Origin of the sequence: Streptomyces sp. NPDC051105 (assembly GCF_040682795.1) — a bacterium.
In the GTDB taxonomy this organism is placed as follows: domain Bacteria; phylum Actinomycetota; class Actinomycetes; order Streptomycetales; family Streptomycetaceae; genus Streptomyces.
This window is the reverse complement of record NZ_JBFBBR010000009.1, coordinates 267,388-286,658: the sequence shown is the minus strand read 5'-3', so window position 1 is coordinate 286,658 and position 19,271 is coordinate 267,388. Positions and strand designations below refer to the sequence as shown.

The 19,271-nt window shown below is 71.3% G+C and carries 18 protein-coding genes; 6 read left to right on the top strand and 12 right to left on the bottom strand.

Annotation, left to right across the window (positions count from 1 at the left end; translation table 11 throughout):
* Positions 1–98 precede the first annotated feature (98 nt).
* On the bottom strand, positions 99–1,484 hold the full coding sequence (locus AB0N16_RS23805; RefSeq protein WP_365799763.1) for a transcriptional regulator: 1,386 nt from the start codon (positions 1,482–1,484) through the stop codon (positions 99–101).
* 283 nt (positions 1,485–1,767) lie between these two features.
* On the opposite strand from AB0N16_RS23805, the gene AB0N16_RS23800 reads away from it, so the two are divergent.
* From AB0N16_RS23800 to AB0N16_RS23790, 3 genes are all read left to right on the top strand, one after another.
* Positions 1,768–2,421 (top strand): bifunctional DNA primase/polymerase, encoded by a 654-nt coding sequence (locus AB0N16_RS23800; RefSeq protein WP_365800017.1) that lies wholly within the window; start codon positions 1,768–1,770, stop codon positions 2,419–2,421.
* A gap of 275 nt (positions 2,422–2,696) precedes the next feature.
* On the top strand, positions 2,697–3,470 hold the full coding sequence (locus AB0N16_RS23795) for an ABC transporter ATP-binding protein (RefSeq protein ID WP_365799761.1): 774 nt from the start codon (positions 2,697–2,699) through the stop codon (positions 3,468–3,470).
* Positions 3,467–5,059, top strand: coding sequence for a transporter (locus AB0N16_RS23790; protein ID WP_365799759.1), 1,593 nt, complete (start codon positions 3,467–3,469; stop codon positions 5,057–5,059). Before AB0N16_RS23795 ends, AB0N16_RS23790 begins: the two co-directional genes overlap by 4 nt.
* Positions 5,060–5,290: 231 nt before the next feature.
* Here the strand turns inward: AB0N16_RS23790 and AB0N16_RS23785 are convergent, their stop codons facing one another.
* Positions 5,291–6,181: an alpha/beta hydrolase gene (locus AB0N16_RS23785; protein WP_365799757.1), complete on the bottom strand. Its 891-nt coding sequence runs from the start codon at positions 6,179–6,181 to the stop codon at positions 5,291–5,293.
* A gap of 498 nt (positions 6,182–6,679) precedes the next feature.
* Positions 6,680–7,372, bottom strand: a complete 693-nt coding sequence (locus AB0N16_RS23780; protein ID WP_365799755.1) for a metal-dependent transcriptional regulator — start codon at positions 7,370–7,372, stop codon at positions 6,680–6,682.
* Between the two features lie 253 nt (positions 7,373–7,625).
* Here AB0N16_RS23780 and AB0N16_RS23775 point away from each other — a divergent pair, with 253 nt between their 5' ends.
* Positions 7,626–8,381 (top strand): SIS domain-containing protein, encoded by a 756-nt coding sequence (locus AB0N16_RS23775; RefSeq protein ID WP_365799753.1) that lies wholly within the window; start codon positions 7,626–7,628, stop codon positions 8,379–8,381.
* 43 nt (positions 8,382–8,424) lie between these two features.
* Here AB0N16_RS23775 and AB0N16_RS23770 read toward each other — a convergent pair whose 3' ends face one another.
* The 4 genes from AB0N16_RS23770 to pdxH form a co-directional block, all read right to left on the bottom strand.
* Positions 8,425–9,846: a PAS domain-containing protein gene (locus AB0N16_RS23770; RefSeq protein WP_365799751.1), complete on the bottom strand. Its 1,422-nt coding sequence runs from the start codon at positions 9,844–9,846 to the stop codon at positions 8,425–8,427.
* A gap of 128 nt (positions 9,847–9,974) precedes the next feature.
* Positions 9,975–10,418, bottom strand: coding sequence for a GNAT family N-acetyltransferase (locus AB0N16_RS23765; RefSeq protein WP_365799749.1), 444 nt, complete (start codon positions 10,416–10,418; stop codon positions 9,975–9,977).
* The gene (locus tag AB0N16_RS23760; protein WP_365799747.1) at positions 10,415–10,819 is read right to left on the bottom strand and encodes a RidA family protein; all 405 of its coding nucleotides are present in this window, start codon (positions 10,817–10,819) and stop codon (positions 10,415–10,417) included. The genes AB0N16_RS23765 and AB0N16_RS23760 overlap by 4 nt, the downstream gene beginning before the upstream one ends.
* 402 nt (positions 10,820–11,221) lie before the next feature.
* On the bottom strand, positions 11,222–11,935 hold the full coding sequence (gene pdxH, locus AB0N16_RS23755) for a pyridoxamine 5'-phosphate oxidase (protein WP_365799745.1): 714 nt from the start codon (positions 11,933–11,935) through the stop codon (positions 11,222–11,224).
* 125 nt (positions 11,936–12,060) lie between these two features.
* Between pdxH and AB0N16_RS23750 the strand changes: the two genes are divergently transcribed.
* Positions 12,061–13,161: a citrate synthase 2 gene (locus tag AB0N16_RS23750; RefSeq protein ID WP_365799743.1), complete on the top strand. Its 1,101-nt coding sequence runs from the start codon at positions 12,061–12,063 to the stop codon at positions 13,159–13,161.
* Positions 13,162–13,501: 340 nt separating this feature from the next.
* On the opposite strand, the gene AB0N16_RS23745 is transcribed toward AB0N16_RS23750, so the two are convergent.
* A complete protein-coding gene (locus AB0N16_RS23745; RefSeq protein WP_365799741.1) occupies positions 13,502–14,155 on the bottom strand; it encodes a nuclear transport factor 2 family protein in 654 nt (217 codons plus the stop codon).
* A gap of 240 nt (positions 14,156–14,395) precedes the next feature.
* On the opposite strand from AB0N16_RS23745, the gene AB0N16_RS23740 reads away from it, so the two are divergent.
* A complete protein-coding gene (locus tag AB0N16_RS23740; RefSeq protein WP_365799739.1) occupies positions 14,396–15,034 on the top strand; it encodes a TetR family transcriptional regulator in 639 nt (212 codons plus the stop codon).
* Positions 15,035–15,077: 43 nt separating this feature from the next.
* Here AB0N16_RS23740 and AB0N16_RS23735 read toward each other — a convergent pair whose 3' ends face one another.
* Genes AB0N16_RS23735 through AB0N16_RS23720 form a run of 4 tightly spaced genes read right to left on the bottom strand, consistent with a single transcriptional unit; the run spans position 15,078 to position 19,245 of the window.
* Positions 15,078–15,719: a TetR/AcrR family transcriptional regulator gene (locus AB0N16_RS23735; RefSeq protein WP_365799737.1), complete on the bottom strand. Its 642-nt coding sequence runs from the start codon at positions 15,717–15,719 to the stop codon at positions 15,078–15,080.
* Positions 15,707–16,441: an enoyl-CoA hydratase family protein gene (locus AB0N16_RS23730; RefSeq protein ID WP_365799735.1), complete on the bottom strand. Its 735-nt coding sequence runs from the start codon at positions 16,439–16,441 to the stop codon at positions 15,707–15,709. The genes AB0N16_RS23735 and AB0N16_RS23730 overlap by 13 nt, the downstream gene beginning before the upstream one ends.
* Positions 16,438–18,042, bottom strand: coding sequence for a 4-coumarate--CoA ligase family protein (locus AB0N16_RS23725; RefSeq protein WP_365799733.1), 1,605 nt, complete (start codon positions 18,040–18,042; stop codon positions 16,438–16,440). Before AB0N16_RS23725 ends, AB0N16_RS23730 begins: the two co-directional genes overlap by 4 nt.
* 36 nt (positions 18,043–18,078) lie before the next feature.
* The gene (locus tag AB0N16_RS23720; RefSeq protein WP_365799731.1) at positions 18,079–19,245 is read right to left on the bottom strand and encodes an acyl-CoA dehydrogenase family protein; all 1,167 of its coding nucleotides are present in this window, start codon (positions 19,243–19,245) and stop codon (positions 18,079–18,081) included.
* Positions 19,246–19,271 lie beyond the last annotated feature (26 nt).

The window sequence follows — 19,271 nt, the reverse complement described above, 5'->3', positions numbered from 1 at the left end:
CAGCAGTAACAAAACCGCCCCGCGGTGCGCTGTATATGCCGCCCCTTGCCCGGCAAGGTGTGGTTTCCCACACGTTCACGCATCCGCGGGGCATGAATTCACGCGGCCGCCTGCAGATCCAGCCGGGCGCCGAACTCCCTGACGACCGGTTCGTCCCGGAACGGCTCCAGGCGCTGCTGGAAGTCCTCCAGGTACTCGGCGCCCCGGTTGGAACGGACCGTCTCAAGGAGTTCCACCGCCCTGAGCCCCGTGGCACAGGCCTGTTCGATCTCGCGCTGCTGCACCTGCGCCGTGGCGAGGAGCACATAGCCGATCGCGCGGCGCCGCGCCCGCGTCGGCGGGTGCCCGGCCAGCGACTGCTCCGCGGCCCTCGCGGCGGCCTCGGCCTGGCCCAGGTCACGGTGGCAGTGCGCCAACTCGTCGGCCAGATAGGCCTCGTCGAAGTGCGCGATCCACGCCGGGTCGTCCCCGGCCGACGGATCGGCCGCCTCCATCGCCGACACCGCGCGCCCCGAAGCCAGCTGCGCCGACCGCGCGTCCCCCAGCAGCGCGTGCCCGCGGGCCTCGGCCGCGTAGAACATGGCCTCCGCGCGCGGAGTCACGCGCCCGCGCGCCCCCTCCTGCGCCGCCCGCGCCAACTGGGCGATCTCCCGCGGGTTGCCGAGCTGTGCGGCGAGGTGGCTCATGGAGGCGGCGAGCACGTAGCCGCCGTAGCCGCGGTCGCCGGCGGCCTGCGCGAGACGCAGCGACTGGATGTAGTACCGCTGGGCGAGCCCGGGTTGGCCGGTGTCGACGGCCATGTACCCGGCGAGTTCGGTGAGCCGGGCGACGGCGGCGAACAAGTCCCGTCCGACGGACTCCCGGTAGGACCCGGCGAGCAGCCCGGAGACCACGCTGTTGAGGTAGTGCACGACGACCGGGCGCACGTGCCCGCTGCCGTACTGGTGGTCCAGGTCGGTGAGCGCCTGTGTCATGGCCTTCACGGCCGCGACGTCCGACGGCCCGACCCGCGGCCCGGCCTGCCGTGCCACCTGCGCGTCCGGCGCCGAGATCAGCCAGTCCCGGCTGGGCTCCACCAGCGCGGACGCGGCGACCGAGGAGCCGGACAGGAAGTCCCGGCGGCCCACGTCACTGCGCCACAGCTCGCAGACCTGCTCGATGGCCCCCAGGACCGTCGGCGAGAACTGGAGGCCGACGCCCGACGCGAGGTTCTTGCCGTTGGCCATGCCGATCTCGTCGATCGTGACCGTACGGCCCAGCTTGCGCCCGAGCGCCTCGGCGATGATCGCGGGCGCGCGGCCCCGCGGCTGCTGTCCGCGCAGCCAGCGGGCCACGGACGTCTTGTCGTACCGGAGATCGAGACCGTGCTCCGCGCCGCACATGTTGACCCGGCGGGCGAGCCCGGCGTTCGAGCACCCCGCCTCCTGGATGAGCGCCTGCAACCGTTCGTTCGGCTGCCGCGCGACAAGCGGCCTTGCGGCCATGGCGTACCCCCTGCGAACTCCCTGTAGGGAAAAGATCCGGCCTTGACGATCACTGCCCAGCGGACATACCGAAAATGCGGGACATGCGAGGATTGCCGGGTAAAGGCAGCGGAACTGCGGCTACGACCGCTGCCAACCCCCCACGTGTGACTACCCGCTCACGCCCCGGTTCCTCCTGCGCGCCCCCACACGTGCATCCATGCGCCCCAGTTGCGGAAAGGATGCTCCTCCCCCGCGCGCGCTACGCCCGTAACTCCAGGTGGGTGCGGGAGTTGTGTTGAGCGTGGAAGAGACGATCGTCGGCACCGAAGCCGCTCAGATTCCGAAGCAGCGCGGGGAATCGCTGCTGGAGACCGCCGTACGCTACGCCGAGGAGCGCCACTGGGACGTCTTCCCCGGCACCTGGCTGGAAGCGGACGAGGGGGTGCAGCGCTGTTCCTGCGGGGAGGTCGCGTGCGGCGCGCCCGGCGCGCACGCGGCGCGCCCGGACTGGGCGACGCAGGCGACCGGTAGTGCGACGGTGGCGCGCCGGATGTGGCAGAAGCAGCCGACGGCGTCGATCCTGCTGCCGACGGGTCGGACCTTCGACGCGCTGTCCGTCCCGGAGACGGCCGGGTTCCTGGCGCTGGCGCGGATGGAGCGGATGGAGCTGACGCTTGGGCCGGTGACGCTCACGCCCGATCGCCGGATGCAGTTCTTCGTGCTGCCTGGCGGGGCGGCGAAGGTGCCGGAGCTGGTACGGAAGCTGGGCTGGGCGCCGGCGTCGCTGGACCTCACGGCGCTGGGTGAGGGCGCGTACGTGCCGGCGCCGCCGACGCGGCTGGGCTCCCGGGGTGCGGTGCAGTGGGCCTGCCGGCCGACACCGGCGAACCGGTGGCTGCCGGACGCGGAGGAGCTGATCTCGGCGCTGGCTTACGCGTGTGGGCGGGACCGGTAGCGCCTGTCGGGCTGCCGGGTGCTGTGCCGTGGGCGGCTGCGGGTGCGTCGTGGCCGATCGCGCAGTTCCCCGCGCCCCTTACGGGGCGCTCCACTCACGCCGGCTACGCAGCCGCGGGCAGGCGTGCCTCCCTCAGTGCCTCAAGGGCCTGGGCGGTGCCCCAGACGGCACGGGCGGGCGCAGCGGCACCCTGCCGGCGCCGGTAGGCCTCCCCCGGCCCTCAGCCTCCACCCACCCGCACCCTCGCAGACCCCCCTCCCCCGTAGGGTTCACCCATGACCGATGCCGTGCGTGTTCGTGGGCTCTGGAAGCGGTTTGGGCAACAGGTGGCCGTCGGCGGGATCGATCTGTCGCTGCCCGCCGGGAAGTTCGTCGGGCTGGTCGGGCCCAACGGGGCCGGGAAGACCACCACCCTCTCCATGGTGACCGGGCTGCTCCGGCCGGACCAGGGGAGCGTCGAGGTGGTCGGGCACGACGTCTGGCAGGACCCGGTGGCGGTGAAGGCCCGTATCGGCGTGCTCCCCGAAGGGCTCCGCCTCTTCGAGCGGCTCTCCGGACGCGAACTGCTCGGCTACAGCGGCCGCCTGCGCGGACTGCCCGGCGCCGAGGTCGACAAGCGGGCCACGCAACTCCTCGACGTCCTCGATCTCGCCGGCTCCCAGCACAAGCTCGTCGTCGACTACTCGACCGGCATGCGCAAGAAGATCGGGCTCGCGGCGGCTCTCCTCCACAACCCCGAAGTCCTCTTCCTGGACGAACCGTTCGAGGGCGTCGACCCGGTGTCCGCGCAGACCATCCGGGGCGTCCTGGAGCGCTACACGGCCTCCGGCGCGACCGTCGTCTTCTCCTCCCACGTCATGGAACTCGTCGAGTCGCTGTGCGACTGGGTGGCGGTGCTGGCCGCCGGGCGGATCCGGGCGACGGGGACGTTGGAGGACGTGCGCGGGGCGCACGGCACCCTCCAGGCCGCCTTCCTCGAACTGGTCGGGGCGAGCGGACGGAACGCCGGGTCGGACCTGGACTGGCTGGGCGGCGGGGCGGCCCGATGACGGACGTGACCGCCACCGTCGTACGGCTGAAGCTGTCGCTGTTGCGCAACGGACTGCGGCAGTCCGGTGGCCGGCGGGCCGCGTTCGTCGCGTCGGCCGTGCTCGCGCTGCTGTTCGGGGCGGTGCAGCTGCTGGGGCTGATCGTGCTGCGCGGACATGCGCACGCGGATGCCGTGGCCGTGCCGGCGGCGGCCGTGCTGGCCCTCGGGTGGGCGGTCATGCCGCTGTTCTTCCCGAGCGGCGACGAGACCCTGGACCCGACGCGCCTGGTGATGCTCCCGCTGCGCCCACGACCGCTGGTACGGGCCCTGCTGGCCGCGTCCCTGGTCGGCATCGGCCCGCTGTTCTCGCTGCTGCTGCTGGTGGGCTGTGCGGTGGCCGTGGCGCACGGGGCGGCCGGGTACGGCCTCGCGGTCGTCGCCGTTCCCCTCGCGCTGCTGGTCTGTGTGGCCCTCGCCCGGGCCGTGGCCGCCGCGAACGTGCGGCTGCTCAGCAGCCGCAAGGGCCGTGACCTCGCGGTACTGAGCGGCCTGGTCATCGCGATCGGGGCGCAGCTGGTCAACTTCGGTGCCCGCAGCCTCGGTGCGGCCGGGCTCGGGGAGCTCGCGCCGGTGGCCGACGTGGTGCGCTGGCTGCCGCCGGCGTCGGCGATCGGCGCGGTGCACTCGGCGAGCGAGGGGTCCTACGGCGTGGCCGCCGCACAACTGGGCCTGGCCGTCGCCGCGTCGGCGTTGCTGATCGGCGCGTGGGCGCGGACCCTGACCCGGCTGATGACCTCGCCGGACGGCTCGACCGTCCAGGCGCCCGACTCGGCAGGCCGGAGCCGTGCCTCCGACGGCGCGGGCCTGGGGCGCCTGCTGCCGGCCGGCCGCACCGGAACGGTCATGGCGCGCAGCCTGCGCTATGTCTGGCGCGACCCCAAGACCAAGGCCGCGTGGGTGACGTCCCTGGCCATCGGCCTGATCGTGCCCGTCTTCAACGCCCTCCAGGGCACCGGGTCGATCTACTTCGCGTGCTTCGCCGCCGGGATGCTCGGCATCCAGATGTACAACCAGTTCGGGCAGGACACCTCGGCCTTCTGGATGGTCGCGATGACCATCTCGTCCCCGCGGGACGCCTATGTCGAGCTGCGCGGCCGGGCACTGGCCCTGCTGGTGATCACCCTGCCGTACGCGACGCTGGTGACCGTCCTGACCACGGCCATGCTGGGCGACTGGCCCCGGCTGCCCGAGGTGCTCGGCCTGTCCTTCGCCCTGCTCGGCGCGATGCTGGCGACCGGCGCCTGGACCTCGGCCCGCTTCCCGTACTCCATCCCCCAGGAGGGCCACAAGAACGTCGCCCCCGGCCAGGCCGGCCTCGCCTGGATCGCGATCTTCGGCGGCATGGTCTCGGCGGCCCTGCTGTGCGCCCCCGTCCTCGCCCTGACGATCGCGTTGAACGTGAGCGCGGGAGGCGGGGAGTGGACGTGGGTGCTGCTGCCGGTGGGGGCGGCCTACGGGGCGGCGATCACCTGGCCGGGGCTGCGCCTGGCGGCGCCGCGCACGGCGGCGAACCTGCCGGAGATCCTCACGGCTGTCAGCAGGGGCTGACCGCAGCGCCCCGTCAGCGGCGCGGGGCCGTATCGACTTCCGGCTACCGCCGCGTGGGCGCGAGCCCTCTCAGCCGGCAGGCGGAACATGCGCCCCTTCAGGGGCGCGGGGCTGTGTTGAATGTGCGGCTCCACCGCGTGGGCGCGAGCAACCACAACGCACCCGCACCCGCACCCGCACCCGCACCCGCACCCGCCGAACCTCCTGCACCCCCTCCCCCGTAGGCACCCTTCACTCCCCCACCCGATCAAGAAACGGCTCGACCGCCGCCCGCCAGGCCTCCGGCCGGTCATACGGCAGCAGGTGCCCCGCCTCGGCCACCTCGGCGTACTCCCCCTTGGAGAGGACCCGGACCATCTCCTGCGCCTCCGCCCGCCCCAGCTCCCCGTCCACCCCGCGCACCACCAGCGCGGGGCACGGCACCTGGGCCAGTTCCTCCCAGTGCGCGTCGTACACCCAGGTCTCCCGGGACTTCAGCATCTGGTCGGGGTCGAAGACGGGCCGCCAGCCGTCGGCGCACTCGTGCATCACCTCGGCGTAGAACTCCCCGCGCGCCGGGTTCGGCCGCTCCACCCACGGGTCGTCCTCGCCGAACCACTTGCGTACGTCGGCGAGCGTGGCGAAGGGGACGGGCCAGGACTTGAACCAGTCGGCCCATTCGCGCTGCGAGGCCGCGCCCAGCGCGGAGGCCCGCATGTCGCAGATGATCAGGCCCCGGACCAGTTCGGGGCGGTTCGCGGCGAGCTGCCAGGCGGTCAGCGCACCCATGGCGTGGCCGATGAGCACGGCCGGGGCGAGGTCCAGTTGCTCGATGGCGGCCGCGGCGTCCTCGACGTAGGCCTCACGGGTGTACGCGGCCTGCGGGGGCTTGTCGCTCTGGCCGTGGCCGCGCTGGTCGAGTGCGACGGCGCGGTGCCGGTCGGAGAGCCAGCGGGCGGTGGAGGCCCAGTGCGAGGCACGGCCCATCAGGCCGTGCAGTAAGAGCACGCCGGGGAACGAGCGGTCCGCGTCGGCACGATCGCCGTGCGGCCGCGCCGGGTCCCCCTGCTTGGGCGGGTCCGCGAACTCCCAGGCGGCAAGGTGTACGCCGCCGGCTCCTGTCACGTCGATGCGTCGTGCCATGAGCCTGGCACCCCCCTAGCTCCGCGTGCCTAGTGTCGCCTCGTATCGCTTCATGATGCTTCGCTATCACCGCAGACTATCGAATGTCTATTCGAAAATCGGGTCCCTGCGGGCAACACCCCTCGTTCGAGTGACCCCTCCCCAGGCATGATCGGCGCCACCAGGGGGATTTCTTCTGCGGGGGGCGGACCGCTCGGGGAAGACGGTCCGAGGGGATGACCCTGAGAGCTCGGGGCTCCGGGTCAGCACTGGGGAGGACAGGCCCCGGCACCGAAAGGTGCCGGGGCCAACCCCAGGTCCAGGTCCATGTCTTCGGCACATCCTCCCCGCCCCCCTCAGGTCATATGCCTCTCGCGACAGCCTCGCACGCGAAACGTTCCAGCGCTGCGATTCGGCGCATTGAATCTTGGATTCGACACGTTCGAACGACTCGGGAGAGACGACGGCCAGAGGCTTCAACTCCCCTAAGAGCAACGGGAGTTGAACGACCCTCCGGTCTCAGCGCTTGGCGACGAACACGTGAGAGGCGACGTCCGCCACCAGCTCGGCCGCCTCGCCGCCGCTGCCCACCAGCACTCCGCCGGCCGCCTCCGTCACGCTCACCACCGAACCCGGCTGCACACCCGCCCGCCGCAACGTGTACATCAGCTGCGCATCGGTCTGGATGGGCTCGCCGATCCGGCGTACGACCACGGTCTTGCCGTCCGCGCCCGGGTCCAGGTCGGCCAGCGACACCATGCCCTCGTCGAGGAACGGGTCCGCGCCGTCCTTCTCGCCCAGCTCCTCCAGGCCCGGGATCGGGTTGCCGTACGGGGACTCGGTCGGGTGGCGCAGCAGCTCCAGCACCCGCCGCTCCACGGCCTCGCTCATCACGTGCTCCCAGCGACACGCCTCGGCGTGCACCTGCTCCCACTCCAGGCCGATCACATCGACCAGCAGGCACTCGGCGAGCCGGTGCTTGCGCATCACGCGCGTCGCCAGCCGGCGGCCCTCGTCGGTCAGCTCCAGATGGCGGTCGCTGGCGACGGACACCAGACCGTCCCGCTCCATCCGCGCCACCGTCTGGCTCACCGTCGGCCCGCTCTGGTCGAGCCGCTCCGCGATGCGGGCGCGCATGGGGACCACGCCTTCCTCTTCAAGCTCGAGGATGGTGCGGAGATACATCTCCGTGGTGTCGATCAGTCCGGACATACGTGCCCCTCGATTACCTCTGCCGAAGCCCGGCCGCGTGCGTGCGCTGGCCCTGTCACCAATTCTGCCGGATCCCACTGACAAGCGGGGGACGCCGGGAGGACAGAGGTCGGACATCCCGGGCCGCCGCTGCCGCCCCCGGCCGTATTGACACCGAGATGGTCCAGACCGGAGGGTGATCGGCGACACAGACTTCCGTGCCACGGAGCGCCGCGACACGGGCCACGGCGTCGACCGCGCAAAGGGGCACCGCATGAGCGACGGCACACCCGCCGACCTGTTCTTCGACGCCGCGATCGGCCTCCTGCAACGCGTCCGCGACGAGGAGGCCGAGGCCATCACCGCCGCCGGCACCCTCCTCGCCGACACCGTCGCCTCCGGCGGCCGGCTCTTCGCCTTCGGCGCCGGGCACTCCTCCCTCGCCGCCCAGGACGTCGTCTACCGCGCGGGCGGCCTCGCTCTCATGAACCTCCTCGCCGCACCGGGTCTGGTCGGCGTCGACGTGATGCCCGCGACCCTCGGCTCCCGCCTGGAACGCGTCGACGGACTCGCCACCGCCGTCCTCGACACCTCACCCCTGCGTGCCGGCGACGCCCTCGTGATCATCTCCCTCTCCGGCCGCAACGCCCTGCCCGTCGAAATGGCCGTCAGCGCCCGCACCCGCGGCGTCAAGGTCATCGGCGTGACCTCCGTCGCCTACGCCGCCCAGACCGCGTCCCGGCACTCCTCCGGCACGTACCTCAAGGACCACTGCGACGTCGTACTCGACTCGAAGATCGCCATCGGGGACGCCGAACTCACCCTCGACACCATCCCCGCGCCCTTCGCCCCCGCCTCCACGGTCGTCACCAGCGCCCTGCTCCAGGCCGTCCTGGCCACCACCGCGGCCACGCTCGCCGGCCGCGGCATCGAACCCCCGCTGCTGCGCTCCGGCAACGTCGACGGCGGCCACGAGTGGAACGCCCGCGTGTTCGAGGAGTACCGCGACCGGATCTTCTACCAGCACTGAGACGCCGCCCCCGCCGCCGCTTCTTCCCCCTACTGCTGGCGCTCTACTGCTGGCGCTCCTTCGACAGCTGGGCCAGATCCAGCGCCGTGGCGATCCGCACCGCCACGTCCTCCGCGTACGTCGCGTCCACCCGCTCGAAACGGCTGCGCCCCGAACCGCGCAGGAACGTCAGCACGCCCAGCGTCCGTCCCCGGCTGCGCAACACCGCACACAACGCGTGCACCGCGTCCCCCGGCCACTGTCGCTCCAGCGCCCACGCCCGCGCGCGGTCCGCCGGCACGCTCCCGGCGTCCGCCCGCACACTCCCGGCGCGCGCCACGCACTGCAGTGCCGGATGCCCCTCCTCGTAGCGCACCGGCAACCCCGCCGCACCCGTCAGCAGACTCGGCCCCGGCGCCCCGGAGGGCGTGGCGGCGATCCGCACCAGCCGTACCGGACCCACGTCACCGTCCGCCCGGGCACCGCCCACCACCCGGTCGACCACCGCATGATCGGCGAATCCCGCCAGCGCGAAGTCCAGATGGACGGTGGCCGCCTCCACGGGATCCTCGCACTCGCAGGCCGCCCGGCCCGCACGGTGCAGCTGGTTCGCGCGGAAGCGCAGCATGGCCGCCTCCTGCTCGGCCTGCTTGGCCTCCGTGACGTCCTGGAACAGCCAGCCCACCCCCAGCGGCACCGGCTCCTCCGCGAGCGGCGACGCCAGCCGCACGAACCCGGACCGCCAGCAGCGCCGCTGCTCGCCCTCCGCCGTCCGCACACTCACCCACATCTCGGCCGGCGCCGGCGGCGCACCCTCGGCCAGCACATGCGTGAGCGCGCCCTCCAGATCCTCCACGCCCTGCGCGAGCAGCTCCCCGAGCGGGCGCCCCAGCGCCGACGTACGCCCCGTCCCGAGCGCCCGCGCGGCATGCGCGTTGACGACGGCGGGCCGCAGATCCGCGTCGACCAGGACGACACCCCAGGCCGCGTCCTCGAACAGCGCCTCGCTCAGCGCGATCGACCGCTCCAGGTCGATCTGCGTGTGCACCTCGCTGAACGCGCAGTACACACCCGCGGGCTTCCCGTCCGGGCCGCGCACGACCGCCGACTGCGTCCGTACGAGCACCCGCCCGCCGTCCTTGGTGAGCAGCGCGAACTCGTGCACCTGGCGCCCCGGGGCGTGCATGGCCGACAGCAGCCGCCCCTCGACCTCGTCGGCGTCCGCCTCGCGCACCGCCCATCCGGCGAACCCGTGCCGGCCCACCGCCTCGGCCGCCGTCCACCCGAGGATCCGCTCGGCCTCACGGTTCCAGTGGGTGACGAACCCGTCCGCGTCGAACGCGCACAGGGCCGCGTCCATGCCGTCAAGGAGCGCCGCGAGCAGATCCGACCCGCCCGAGTCCTCCGGACCGTCCCGCTCCGGTTCCGGCTCGGGCTCGTCGGGCCCCAGCTCGTCGGTGGCCCCACTACGCCGGGAAGCACTCACCTGGACCCCCATCAGGCTGCGTCCGCACGCACGGCGCGCCGGTTCCTCGCTGCCCTTCATTCAACTCGAACGTGACGCAGCCCACACTGTGTTCCCGCAAGATTGAAGGAATCGTTGCAAGCCGACGCTCACAACCCCAGCCGAAGATCCACCCACTCATCGTTCCCTCCGTCGAGCACATACCGCTCCACCTCGACGAACCCGTGCCGCCCGGCGAACCGCAGCCCGTCCTCGTTGACCGCCAGGACACACGTCTCGATGGCCTCGGCACCCTGCACGCGCGCGTGCGCGAGCCCCCGCTCGTACAACGCCTTGCCGAACCCACGCCCCCGAAACCCCGGCAGCACCCGGGCGATCACGGTCACCACCCCGTCGACCGCGGGCCGCACGGTGGAACAGCCCACGAGCACGTCACCGAGGTACGCGTTCTCCAGCCGGTATCCCCGCGCCAGCCGCTCCCGCGCCTCGGCAGCCGACATCGCGGCCGGCGGTACGACGACGTTGTGCACGTAGCGCCACTCCTCCAGCGCCTCGTCCCCACCCACGCCGACGACCCTCAGCGCACCACTCACGCGTCCCCCTCCCCCGCTGTCGGCCGCCGTGCGTACACCTCGATCTCGATCTTCATCCGCGGATCCGACAGCCCGCACACCATCATCGTCGCGGCCGGCCGCACATCCCCGAACGCCCGCCGCAACACCGGCCAGCACGGCTCGAAGTCCTCCCGCGCGGGCAGCAGGTAGCGCACCCGCACCACGTCCTTGAACCCACACCGGGCTTCGGCCAGCGCCGCCCCGATGTTCCGCAGACACTGCTCGGCCTGCTCCACCACGTCCTCGGAGATGGTCATCTCCGCGTAGTCGAACCCCGTGGTCCCGGACACATGCACCCAGTCCCCGTCCACGACGGCTCGCGCGTACCCGATCTGCTCCTCGAACACCGATCCGCTGAGAATCACCTGCCGCTTTGTCACGTACGAAACGCTAGGGGGTGACTCAGAAGTTGATCAAGCAAAGCCGGAGGAAACCCTGAAGAGGGGTACGGCCGCGGCACTCGGCCGGGGCTCGTTCCGCCAACGTCTCCAAAAAACACTTGAGCCGTTCCGAGCAGCTTCCTAGAGTGGCTGTTACTTCGGAAGGGAGGTGGTTCGGTAGATGTATGCATATCGGACGGAAGAGGTGGCTGCGGGCTAACGGCTCGCCACCACACGATGTGCGGTGCCGGACCAGCGTGCGCGAGATGCACGCAGCCGGCCTAATCCAACGCAGTCACCCGACCCGCGAGCTCGCCGGTACGTCCGGCCGGCTCCTCCGCCAAGGCGGAGGGACCCGAGCTCGCGGGTCGTCTGTGTTTTCGGCCCTGCCCCCTCGGGGCCTCAGGGGCTGAGGCGTTCCACGTGCCAGGTGCCGTCGGCGGCGGTGACGAAGCGGAGGCGGTCGTGGAGGCGGTTGTGGCGGCCCTGCCAGAACTCGACCGTGCGGGGTTCGACGCGGAAGCCTCCCCAGTGCGGGGGGACCGGGACCTGTTCGCCCTCGGGGTAGCGGGCGCTCAGCTCGGCATAGGCGGTGTCGAGTTCGGTGCGGGAGTGGATGACCGAGGACTGGGCGCTGGCCCAGGCGCCGAGCTGGGAGCCGTGCGGGCGGGTGCGGAAGTAGGCGGCGGTCTCATCGCGGCCGGTGCGGCGGGCGGTGCCGGTGACGATGACCTGACGGGCGATCCCGTGCCAGGGGAAGAGCAGCGAGATGTGCGGGTTCGCGGCGAGGTCCTGGGCCTTGCGGGAGTCGTAGTTGGTGTAGAAGACGAAGCCCTGGGTGTCGTACTGCTTCATCAGGACCGTGCGTGAGCTGGGGTGGCCCTCGGCGTCGGCGGTGGAGACGATCATCGCGTTGGGTTCGTAGATCATGCCGTCGGCGGCCGCCCGCACCGCTTGTTCGAACCAGCGGGTGAACTGGTCCATGGGATGTGCGGCGAGGTCGTGCTCGTCGAGGCCCTCGGCCTGGTAGTGCTTGCGCATCAGCGCGGGGTTGAGGATGGGGTCGGCGGCAGCGGCGTCGGGGTCGGTCACGCGGTCATCTTGCCGTATGCACATATGGGTCCGGGCCACATGTGGGCGCCTACCTGATGTGGCACTGAGTGCCGTTGGGCTCCCCATCTTTGGCACTCGAGGTTATGGTGCAGGTGCCTCCGCCGTACACCTCATTGAGGAGCCGCCCCATGTCCGACTTCGTACCCGGGCTCGAAGGAGTCGTCGCGTTCGAGACGGAGATCGCCGAACCGGACAAGGAGGGGGGCGCCCTGCGGTACCGGGGCGTCGACATCGAGGATCTGGTCGGGCACGTCTCGTTCGGGAACGTGTGGGGGTTGCTCGTCGACGGGGCCTTCAATCCGGGACTGCCGCCGGCCGAGCCGTTTCCGATCCCCGTCCATTCGGGTGACATCCGGGTGGATGTGCAGTCCGCGCTCGCCATGCTCGCGCCGGTGTGGGGGCTGAAGCCGCTCCTCGACATCGACGCGGAGCAGGCCCGGGAGGACCTGGCGCGGGCCGCGGTCATGGCGCTGTCGTACGTCGCTCAGTCCGCGCGCGGGCAGGGGCTGGCGATGGTGCCGCAGCGGGAGATCGACAAGGCGCACTCGGTGGTCGAGCGGTTCATGATCCGGTGGCGGGGGGAGCCGGATCCCAAGCATGTGGCGGCCGTGGACGCGTACTGGACGTCCGCCGCCGAGCACGGCATGAACGCCTCCACGTTCACGGCGCGCGTGATCGCCTCCACCGGCGCGGATGTCGCCGCCGCGCTGTCCGGTGCGGTGGGGGCCATGTCGGGGCCGCTGCACGGGGGCGCGCCCTCCCGGGTGCTCGGGATGATCGAGGAGATCGAGCGGACCGGGGACGCGGAGGCCTACGTCAAGCAGACGCTGGACCGGGGTGAGCGGCTGATGGGGTTCGGGCACCGGGTGTACCGGGCCGAGGACCCGCGGGCGCGGGTGCTGCGGCGGACGGCGCGGGAGCTGGGGGCGCCGCGGTTCGAGATCGCGGAGGCGCTGGAGAAGGCGGCACTGGAGGAACTCCACAACCGTCGGCCGGATCGTGTGCTCGCCACCAATGTGGAGTTCTGGGCTGCGATCATGCTGGACTTCGCGGAGGTGCCGGCGCACATGTTCACGTCGATGTTCACGTGTGCGCGGACGGCGGGGTGGTCGGCGCACATTCTTGAGCAGAAGCGGACGGGTCGGTTGGTACGGCCGTCTGCGGAGTATGTGGGGCCGGGTGTGCGGAGGCCTCAGGACATCGAAGGGTATGGGGATATCGCCCACTAGTCGGGGGGCGTTGGCCTGGGGAGTTCGTCTGGGGTCCTTGGCCCGGGGGCGTTGGCCTGGGGCGCTCGCCTGGGGTCCTTGGCCCGGGGTCGTTGACCTGGGGTCCTTGGCCCGGGGGCGTTTGCCCGGGGTCGTTGGCCCGGGGTCGTTGACCTGGGGTCCTTGGCCCGGGGCATTGGCCTGGGTCATCGGCCCCGAGCGGGTCGTGAGGCACTCCGACCGGTGACCGCGCCCCACCGCCAGGAGCCGCGTGGCCCGCTCTGCGCCGGTGTGCCGGCAGTCGGGCTCGGCGGGTGATGCGCGGCCGGTGGCGCCGGGCATCACCCGCCAGGTGAGCGGGTCAGTGCTTGTTGACGGCCGAGGCCCAGTCGAAGTTGACGCCCATGTCGGAGTACATCTTCGAGTACCCGACGAAGCAGTTGAACGTCTTGACCTTGCCGTTCTTCAGGTACCAGAAGTCGGCGGTGGGCGCGTCGACCTTCTGGCCGTTCCCCTTGACGACGCCGCCCGTGGGCGCCTGGAGCTGTCCGTCGAACGTGCCCTGGATCGACAGCTCGATGCTGATCGTGTCGCCGTTGACGGTGATGCGCTTGAGGTCGCGGTGAACGTTGGAGAAGAGGCCCTTCATGTAGGGCAGGACAGCCCCGAGGGCCTCACCCCGGTAGGCGACGCCGGGGACCATGTCGTTGAAGACGCCGTCCTTGGTGAAGCTGTTGACGAACGTCGGGACGTCGATGTGGCTGCCTTCCGCGACGTAGTAGTCGCGCAGGACGACCGCGAGGTTGGCCTTCTCGTGCTTGGTCAGGTGGCGGTCGGTGAGCGGCAGCTTCGCCAGCTGGCGGGCGGTCAGGGTCGGGGCGGCCGTGGTGCTGTGGGCCGCCGCCTTGCCGTGGGCGGGGCTTGCGGCCTGTGACGGTACGGCGGCGATGGAAAGACCACCCAGGACAGCTACCGCGGTCGCGGCGGTGATCGACTTCCGGCTGAGCAGCTTCATGTCGTGTTCCTCCAGGTTGGTACTCAGGATTCGAGATCCGTCGCAACGGTCTCTGTCGCGCCCTTAGCAATTCAAACGCTCGCTTAACCTTATGAACGGCAGTGCGGGCTGTCAAGCCACTGTTTGAATTCTGTGGTCGCGGGTCGCGGGGCAGCGTGCGCACCCACATCACGCCTGGTCAGGCGCGTTCCGCCAGACGACCATTGACAATGTACTCAAGCGTATGCTTGAGTACATTTCATGACACGGGCGGAGAAGACGGACCTACGCCGGGAGGCCGGGCAGCGCACGCGGGACGGCCTGCAGACGGCCGCCCTGGAGCTGCTCTCGCAACGAGGCCAGGAGGGCGTGACACTCCGGGAGATCACAGAGCGCGCCGGTGCCAACGTCGCCGCGGTGAGCTACCACTACGGGTCGTTGAAGGCGCTGTGCGACTCCGCGATAGAGCACGCGCTGGAACGGTATCTGGACGAAAAGATCCTGGAACTGGACTCCCTCGCCTCGACCGCGACGCTCCATGAGGTGGCGGCCGCGTTCGCCCGTCCGATGGTGCGCGCGCTGGCCGCCGGTGGACAGGACCTGGCCGTGATGCGGACCGTGGCACGAGTCGGCATCGATCCGCCCCAGGGGTGGGAGCGGCTGAACGGCAAGTTCGACCAGAGCCGCCGGGAGGCCGTCCGGGTGCTGGCACCGAACCTTCCCGGAGTGGACGAGCAGGAACTGAACTTCCGTACGCGCTGCGCCGCCGGCCTGCTGAACTGGCTGGCGCTGGCACCCATCGGCGCCGAGCTGGCCGCCATGTCCGCGGAGCGGATCGAACGGCAGCTGGTCCCCGTGGTGACCGGGGCGTTCCGCGGAGACGCCGCCGTCGACAGCTGACCAGGTCAGAGTGCGGTGGGGTCGCCGCCACCCGCAGGCGGGCTCAGCCCAGGGTCTCGTCCAGCAGGGCCGCCCACTGGGCCACCACCCGTTCCCGTCTGACCTTGTCGTCCGTGAGGAGGTTGGCCAGGCCCAGGCCTCTGGCCATGTCGAGGAGGCCCTGGACGGTTTCGCGGGCGCCGGGGCGGGATTCGTCGACGGACAGGAGGTCCACGGCGATACGGTGCGTCTCGCGGCCGACGCGGGCTTCCAGTTCGGTGACCTGGGGGCGGAGCTGTTCCTCGTTGGAGGCGGCGACCCACAGGTGGAGGGCGGCGCGGAAGAGGGGACCGGTGTAGAGGTCGACCAGGGCCGAGACGACGGCCCTGCGGTCGCCCTCGGCGCCCTGCGGGAACAGGGCGCGCAGGGCCGTGGAGCGCTCTTCGGCGACGTACTCGACCGCCGCTGTGAAGAGGTCCTCGCGGGTGGGGAAGTGGTGCTGGGCGGCGCCCCTGGAGACGCCGGCGCGTTCGGCGACGACGGCGACGGTGGAGCCCGCCCAGCCGTGTTCGGCGAGGCAGGCCACGGCGGCTTCCAGGAGCCGTTGCCGGGTGGCCCGGCTGCGGTCCTGTTTGGGGGCGCGGTCCTGTTGAGGTCCGCGCGCGTGTTCCGCCGTGTTCACGCCGGCCGTACTCACACCACCCACGCCGCATCCCGTCGTTCGAGGAAAGCCGTCATCCCCTCGCGGGCCTGGGCGGAGGAGAACAGCCGGGCCGAGAGCGCGGTCAGGTCGGCCGCGTCTCGGTCGAATGTTTTCAGCACCCTAGCTGTGAGCAGCTGTTTCGTCTCGGTCAGGGCCTGGGGGGCGGAGCGGCGGAGGCCGTCGAGGATGGGTTCGAGGGCGGTGTCGACGTCGTCGGCGGTGGTGGTGAGGAGGCCCAGGCGTACGGCTTCGGGGGCTTCGAAGCGTTCGCCGGTGAGGTAGTAGCGGGCCAGGGCGCGGGGGTCGGTGCGCGGAAGGAGGGTCAGGGAGATGACGGCGGGGGCGACGCCGATGCGTACCTCGGTGAAGGCGAAGGTGGCCTCGGTGGCGGCGGCCGCGATGTCGCAGGCGGCGAGGAGGCCGAGGCCGCCGGCACGGACGTGGCCGGTGACCCGGGCGACGACCGGTTTGGGCAGTTCGACGATCTGGCGCAGGAGGCCGACGAGGGCGTCGGGGTGGGGCGGGTCGCGCAGGTCGGCGCCGGCACAGAAGGTCGTACCGGTGTGGGTGAGGACGACCGCGCGGATCTCGGGATCCTTGGCGCAGTCGGTGAGGGCCTGGGCGAGTTCGGTGACGAGGGCGGCGGACAGGGCGTTGCGGGTGGGGGTGGAGTCGAGGCTGAGGGTGGCGACGGCACGCGCGCGTGTCTGTCCGATCAACGTCATGGCCGCTCCCCGGGTTCCCCGTGTTCTGTGGTGTGCCCCAGTGCGCGCAGTTCGCGGCGGAGTATTTTCCCGGAGGCCGCGCGGGGCACGCCGGCGATGAAGGTGACCTTGCGGACGCGTTTGTAGGGTGCGACGCGTTCGGCGACGTAGAGCATGGTCTCGTTCTCGGTGAGGTCGGCGGCGGTGGGCTGGCGGACGACGAAGGCGTGCGGGATCTCGTTGCCGTCCTCGTTGTAGGCGCCGACGACGGCGGCGTCGGCGATGCCGGGGTGGGTGAGCAGGAGTGCCTCCAGTTCGGCCGGGGCCACCTGGAAGCCCTTGTACTTGATGAGTTCCTTGACCCGGTCGACGACGAACAGCCAGCCGTCGGCGTCGGCGTGGCCGACGTCCCCGGTGTGCAGCCAGCCGTCGGTGTCGATCATCGCGGCGGTGGCGTCGGGGCGGCCGAGGTAGCCCTTCATGACCTGGGGACCGCGGATGAGGATCTCGCCGGGTTCGCCGGTGCCGAGGTCCTTGTGCGGGTCGTCGAGGGAGACGATCCGCATCTCGGTGCCGGCGATGAGTTTGCCGACGGTGCCGGGCGGCGCCTGGTGCATGGCGGCGAGCGGGACGACGTGGGTGCCGGGCGAGAGTTCCGTCATGCCGTAGGCCTGTGCGACGGGCGGCAGGCCGAGGCGCTCGGAGCAGGCGGCGGCGAGGCGGGCGTCCAGGGGTGCGGCGGCGCTCATGACGTACTTCAGGGAGGACAGGTCGTACTGCTCGACCAGCGGGTGCTTGGCGAGGGCGAGGACGATGGGCGGGGCGACGTACAGGCCGGTGATGCGGTGGTTCTGGATGGCCGCTAGGAAGGCCTCCAGGTCGAAGCGGGGCAGTACGACCACGGTGGCGCCCATCCGCAGGGGCGCGTTCATGAGCGCGGTGAGGCCGTAGATGTGGAAGAGGGGGAGTACGGCGAGGATGCGGTCGCCGGGGCCGGTGGGGACGGCGGGTTCCAGCTGGGCGAGGTTGGTGGCGATCTGCCGGTGGGTGAGCATCACGCCCTTGGGGATGCCGGTGGTGCCGGAGGAGTACGGCAGTGCGGCGACGTCCTCGGCGGCGTCGATGTCGACCTGTGGTTCGGGGGCGTCGCCGGCCAGCATGTCGATCAGCGAGCGGTGTCCTGGCGCGCTGTCGCAGACGAATATCTCCGCTATGCCGCCGGCGAGTTCGGCGGCCCGGCGCGCGGCCTCCAGCAGCGGTGAGACGGTGACGATCCAGCGGGCCGCGGAGTCCTTGAGCTGTTTGGCGAACTCCTCGGGGGTGGCGAGGGGGTGCACGGTGGTGACGGAGGCACCCGCGCGCGTGGCCGCGTAGAACGCCGTCGGGAAGGCGACCGTGTTCGGGCTGTGCAGGGCGAGTACGTCGCCTTTGCGGACGCCCGCGTCGGCGAGTGCGGCCGCGATCCTGCGGTGGAACCGGTCCAGTTGTGCGTAGGTGAGGGTGGTGCCGTCGGCGCCGTCGATCAGGGCGGGCGTGTCACCGAACGCGGCGGCCCGGCCCAGCACCGCCTCGTGGATGGGGAGTTCTACGGGTGGAACGTCTGCGTACTCGCTGCGGAACACGGTTCCTCCAAGCGGCTGCCAGTGACAGTGCGTGGCCTAGTACGACTTGGGAAGGCCAAGCGTCTGATGGGAGACGTAGTTGAGAATCATCTCCCTGCTCACCGGAGCAATACGAGCCACACGCGCGGCCGTTATCAACGAGGCGAGTCCGAATTCCCGGGTGAGTCCGTTGCCGCCGAGGGTGTGCACGGCCTGGTCGACGGCGCGCACGCATGCCTCGCCCGCCGCGTACTTGGCCATGTTGGCGGCCTCGCCTGCGCCGATGTCGTCGCCCGCGTCGTAGAGATGTGCCGCCTTCTGCATCATCAGGCGCGCGAGTTCGAGTTCGATGTGCGCCTGGGCGAGGGGATGGGCGATGGCCTGATGCGCGCCGATGGGGGTCTTCCACACGGTGCGGTCGCGCGCGTACTCGATGGCCTTGGACAGCGCGTAGCGGCCCATGCCGATCGCGAAGGCGGCCGTCATGATCCGCTCCGGGTTGAGTCCGGCGAAGAGCTGCAGCAGGCCGGCGTCCTCGTCGCCGACCAGTGCGTCGGCGGGCAGCCGTACGTCGTCGAGGACCAGCTCGAACTGCTTCTCGGCGGCGTTGAGTTCCATGTCGATGGGGCGCTTGTGGAAGCCCTCGGTGTGGGTGGGCACGATGAACAGGCAGGGCTTGAGGCGTCCGGTGCGGGCGTCTTCGGTGCGGCCGACGATCAGGACCGCGTCAGCCACGTCGACGCCGGAGATGAAGACCTTACGGCCGGTGAGCAGCCAGTCGCCGGTGTCGGGGTCGCGGCGGGCGGTGGTGGTGATGCGGTGCGAGTTGGAGCCGGCGTCGGGTTCGGTGATGCCGAAGGCCATCAGGCGGGAGCCGTCGGAGAGCGCCGGCAGCCAGGCCCGCTTCTGTTCCGCGGTGCCGAAGCGGGCGATCACTGTGCCGCAGATCGCCGGTGAGACCACCAGCATGAGGAGCGGCGAGCCCGCGGCGCCGAGTTCTTCGAGCACGATGGAGAGGTCGGTGATGCCGCCGCCTCCGCCGCCGTACTCCTCCGGGAGGTTGACGCCCAGGTAGCCGAGTTTCCCGGCCTCTTGCCAGAGTTCGGTCGGGGGGCGGCCCTCCGCGATGGTGCGCGTGATGTAGGCGCGGCCGTACTTCTTGCCGAGGGTGGCCACCGCTTCGCGGAGTGCCTTGTGTTCGTCGGATTCGATTTGGGTGGTCAACGTTGCTCCTTCGCGTGCGAGATCGT

What these genes read in the sequence shown, in the direction of transcription:
- AB0N16_RS23805 (WP_365799763.1), bottom strand. Translation starts at nt 1,484, where the DNA reads ATGGCCGCAAGGCCGCTTGTCGCGCGGCAGCCGAACGAACGGTTGCAG.
- AB0N16_RS23795 (WP_365799761.1), top strand. Translation starts at nt 2,697, where the DNA reads ATGACCGATGCCGTGCGTGTTCGTGGGCTCTGGAAGCGGTTTGGGCAA.
- AB0N16_RS23790 (WP_365799759.1), top strand. Translation starts at nt 3,467, where the DNA reads ATGACGGACGTGACCGCCACCGTCGTACGGCTGAAGCTGTCGCTGTTG.
- AB0N16_RS23785 (WP_365799757.1), bottom strand. Translation starts at nt 6,181, where the DNA reads ATGGCACGACGCATCGACGTGACAGGAGCCGGCGGCGTACACCTTGCC.
- AB0N16_RS23780 (WP_365799755.1), bottom strand. Translation starts at nt 7,372, where the DNA reads ATGTCCGGACTGATCGACACCACGGAGATGTATCTCCGCACCATCCTC.
- AB0N16_RS23775 (WP_365799753.1), top strand. Translation starts at nt 7,626, where the DNA reads ATGAGCGACGGCACACCCGCCGACCTGTTCTTCGACGCCGCGATCGGC.
- pdxH (WP_365799745.1), bottom strand. Translation starts at nt 11,935, where the DNA reads ATGTGCATACGGCAAGATGACCGCGTGACCGACCCCGACGCCGCTGCC.
- AB0N16_RS23750 (WP_365799743.1), top strand. Translation starts at nt 12,061, where the DNA reads ATGTCCGACTTCGTACCCGGGCTCGAAGGAGTCGTCGCGTTCGAGACG.
- AB0N16_RS23745 (WP_365799741.1), bottom strand. Translation starts at nt 14,155, where the DNA reads ATGAAGCTGCTCAGCCGGAAGTCGATCACCGCCGCGACCGCGGTAGCT.
- AB0N16_RS23740 (WP_365799739.1), top strand. Translation starts at nt 14,396, where the DNA reads ATGACACGGGCGGAGAAGACGGACCTACGCCGGGAGGCCGGGCAGCGC.
- AB0N16_RS23730 (WP_365799735.1), bottom strand. Translation starts at nt 16,441, where the DNA reads ATGACGTTGATCGGACAGACACGCGCGCGTGCCGTCGCCACCCTCAGC.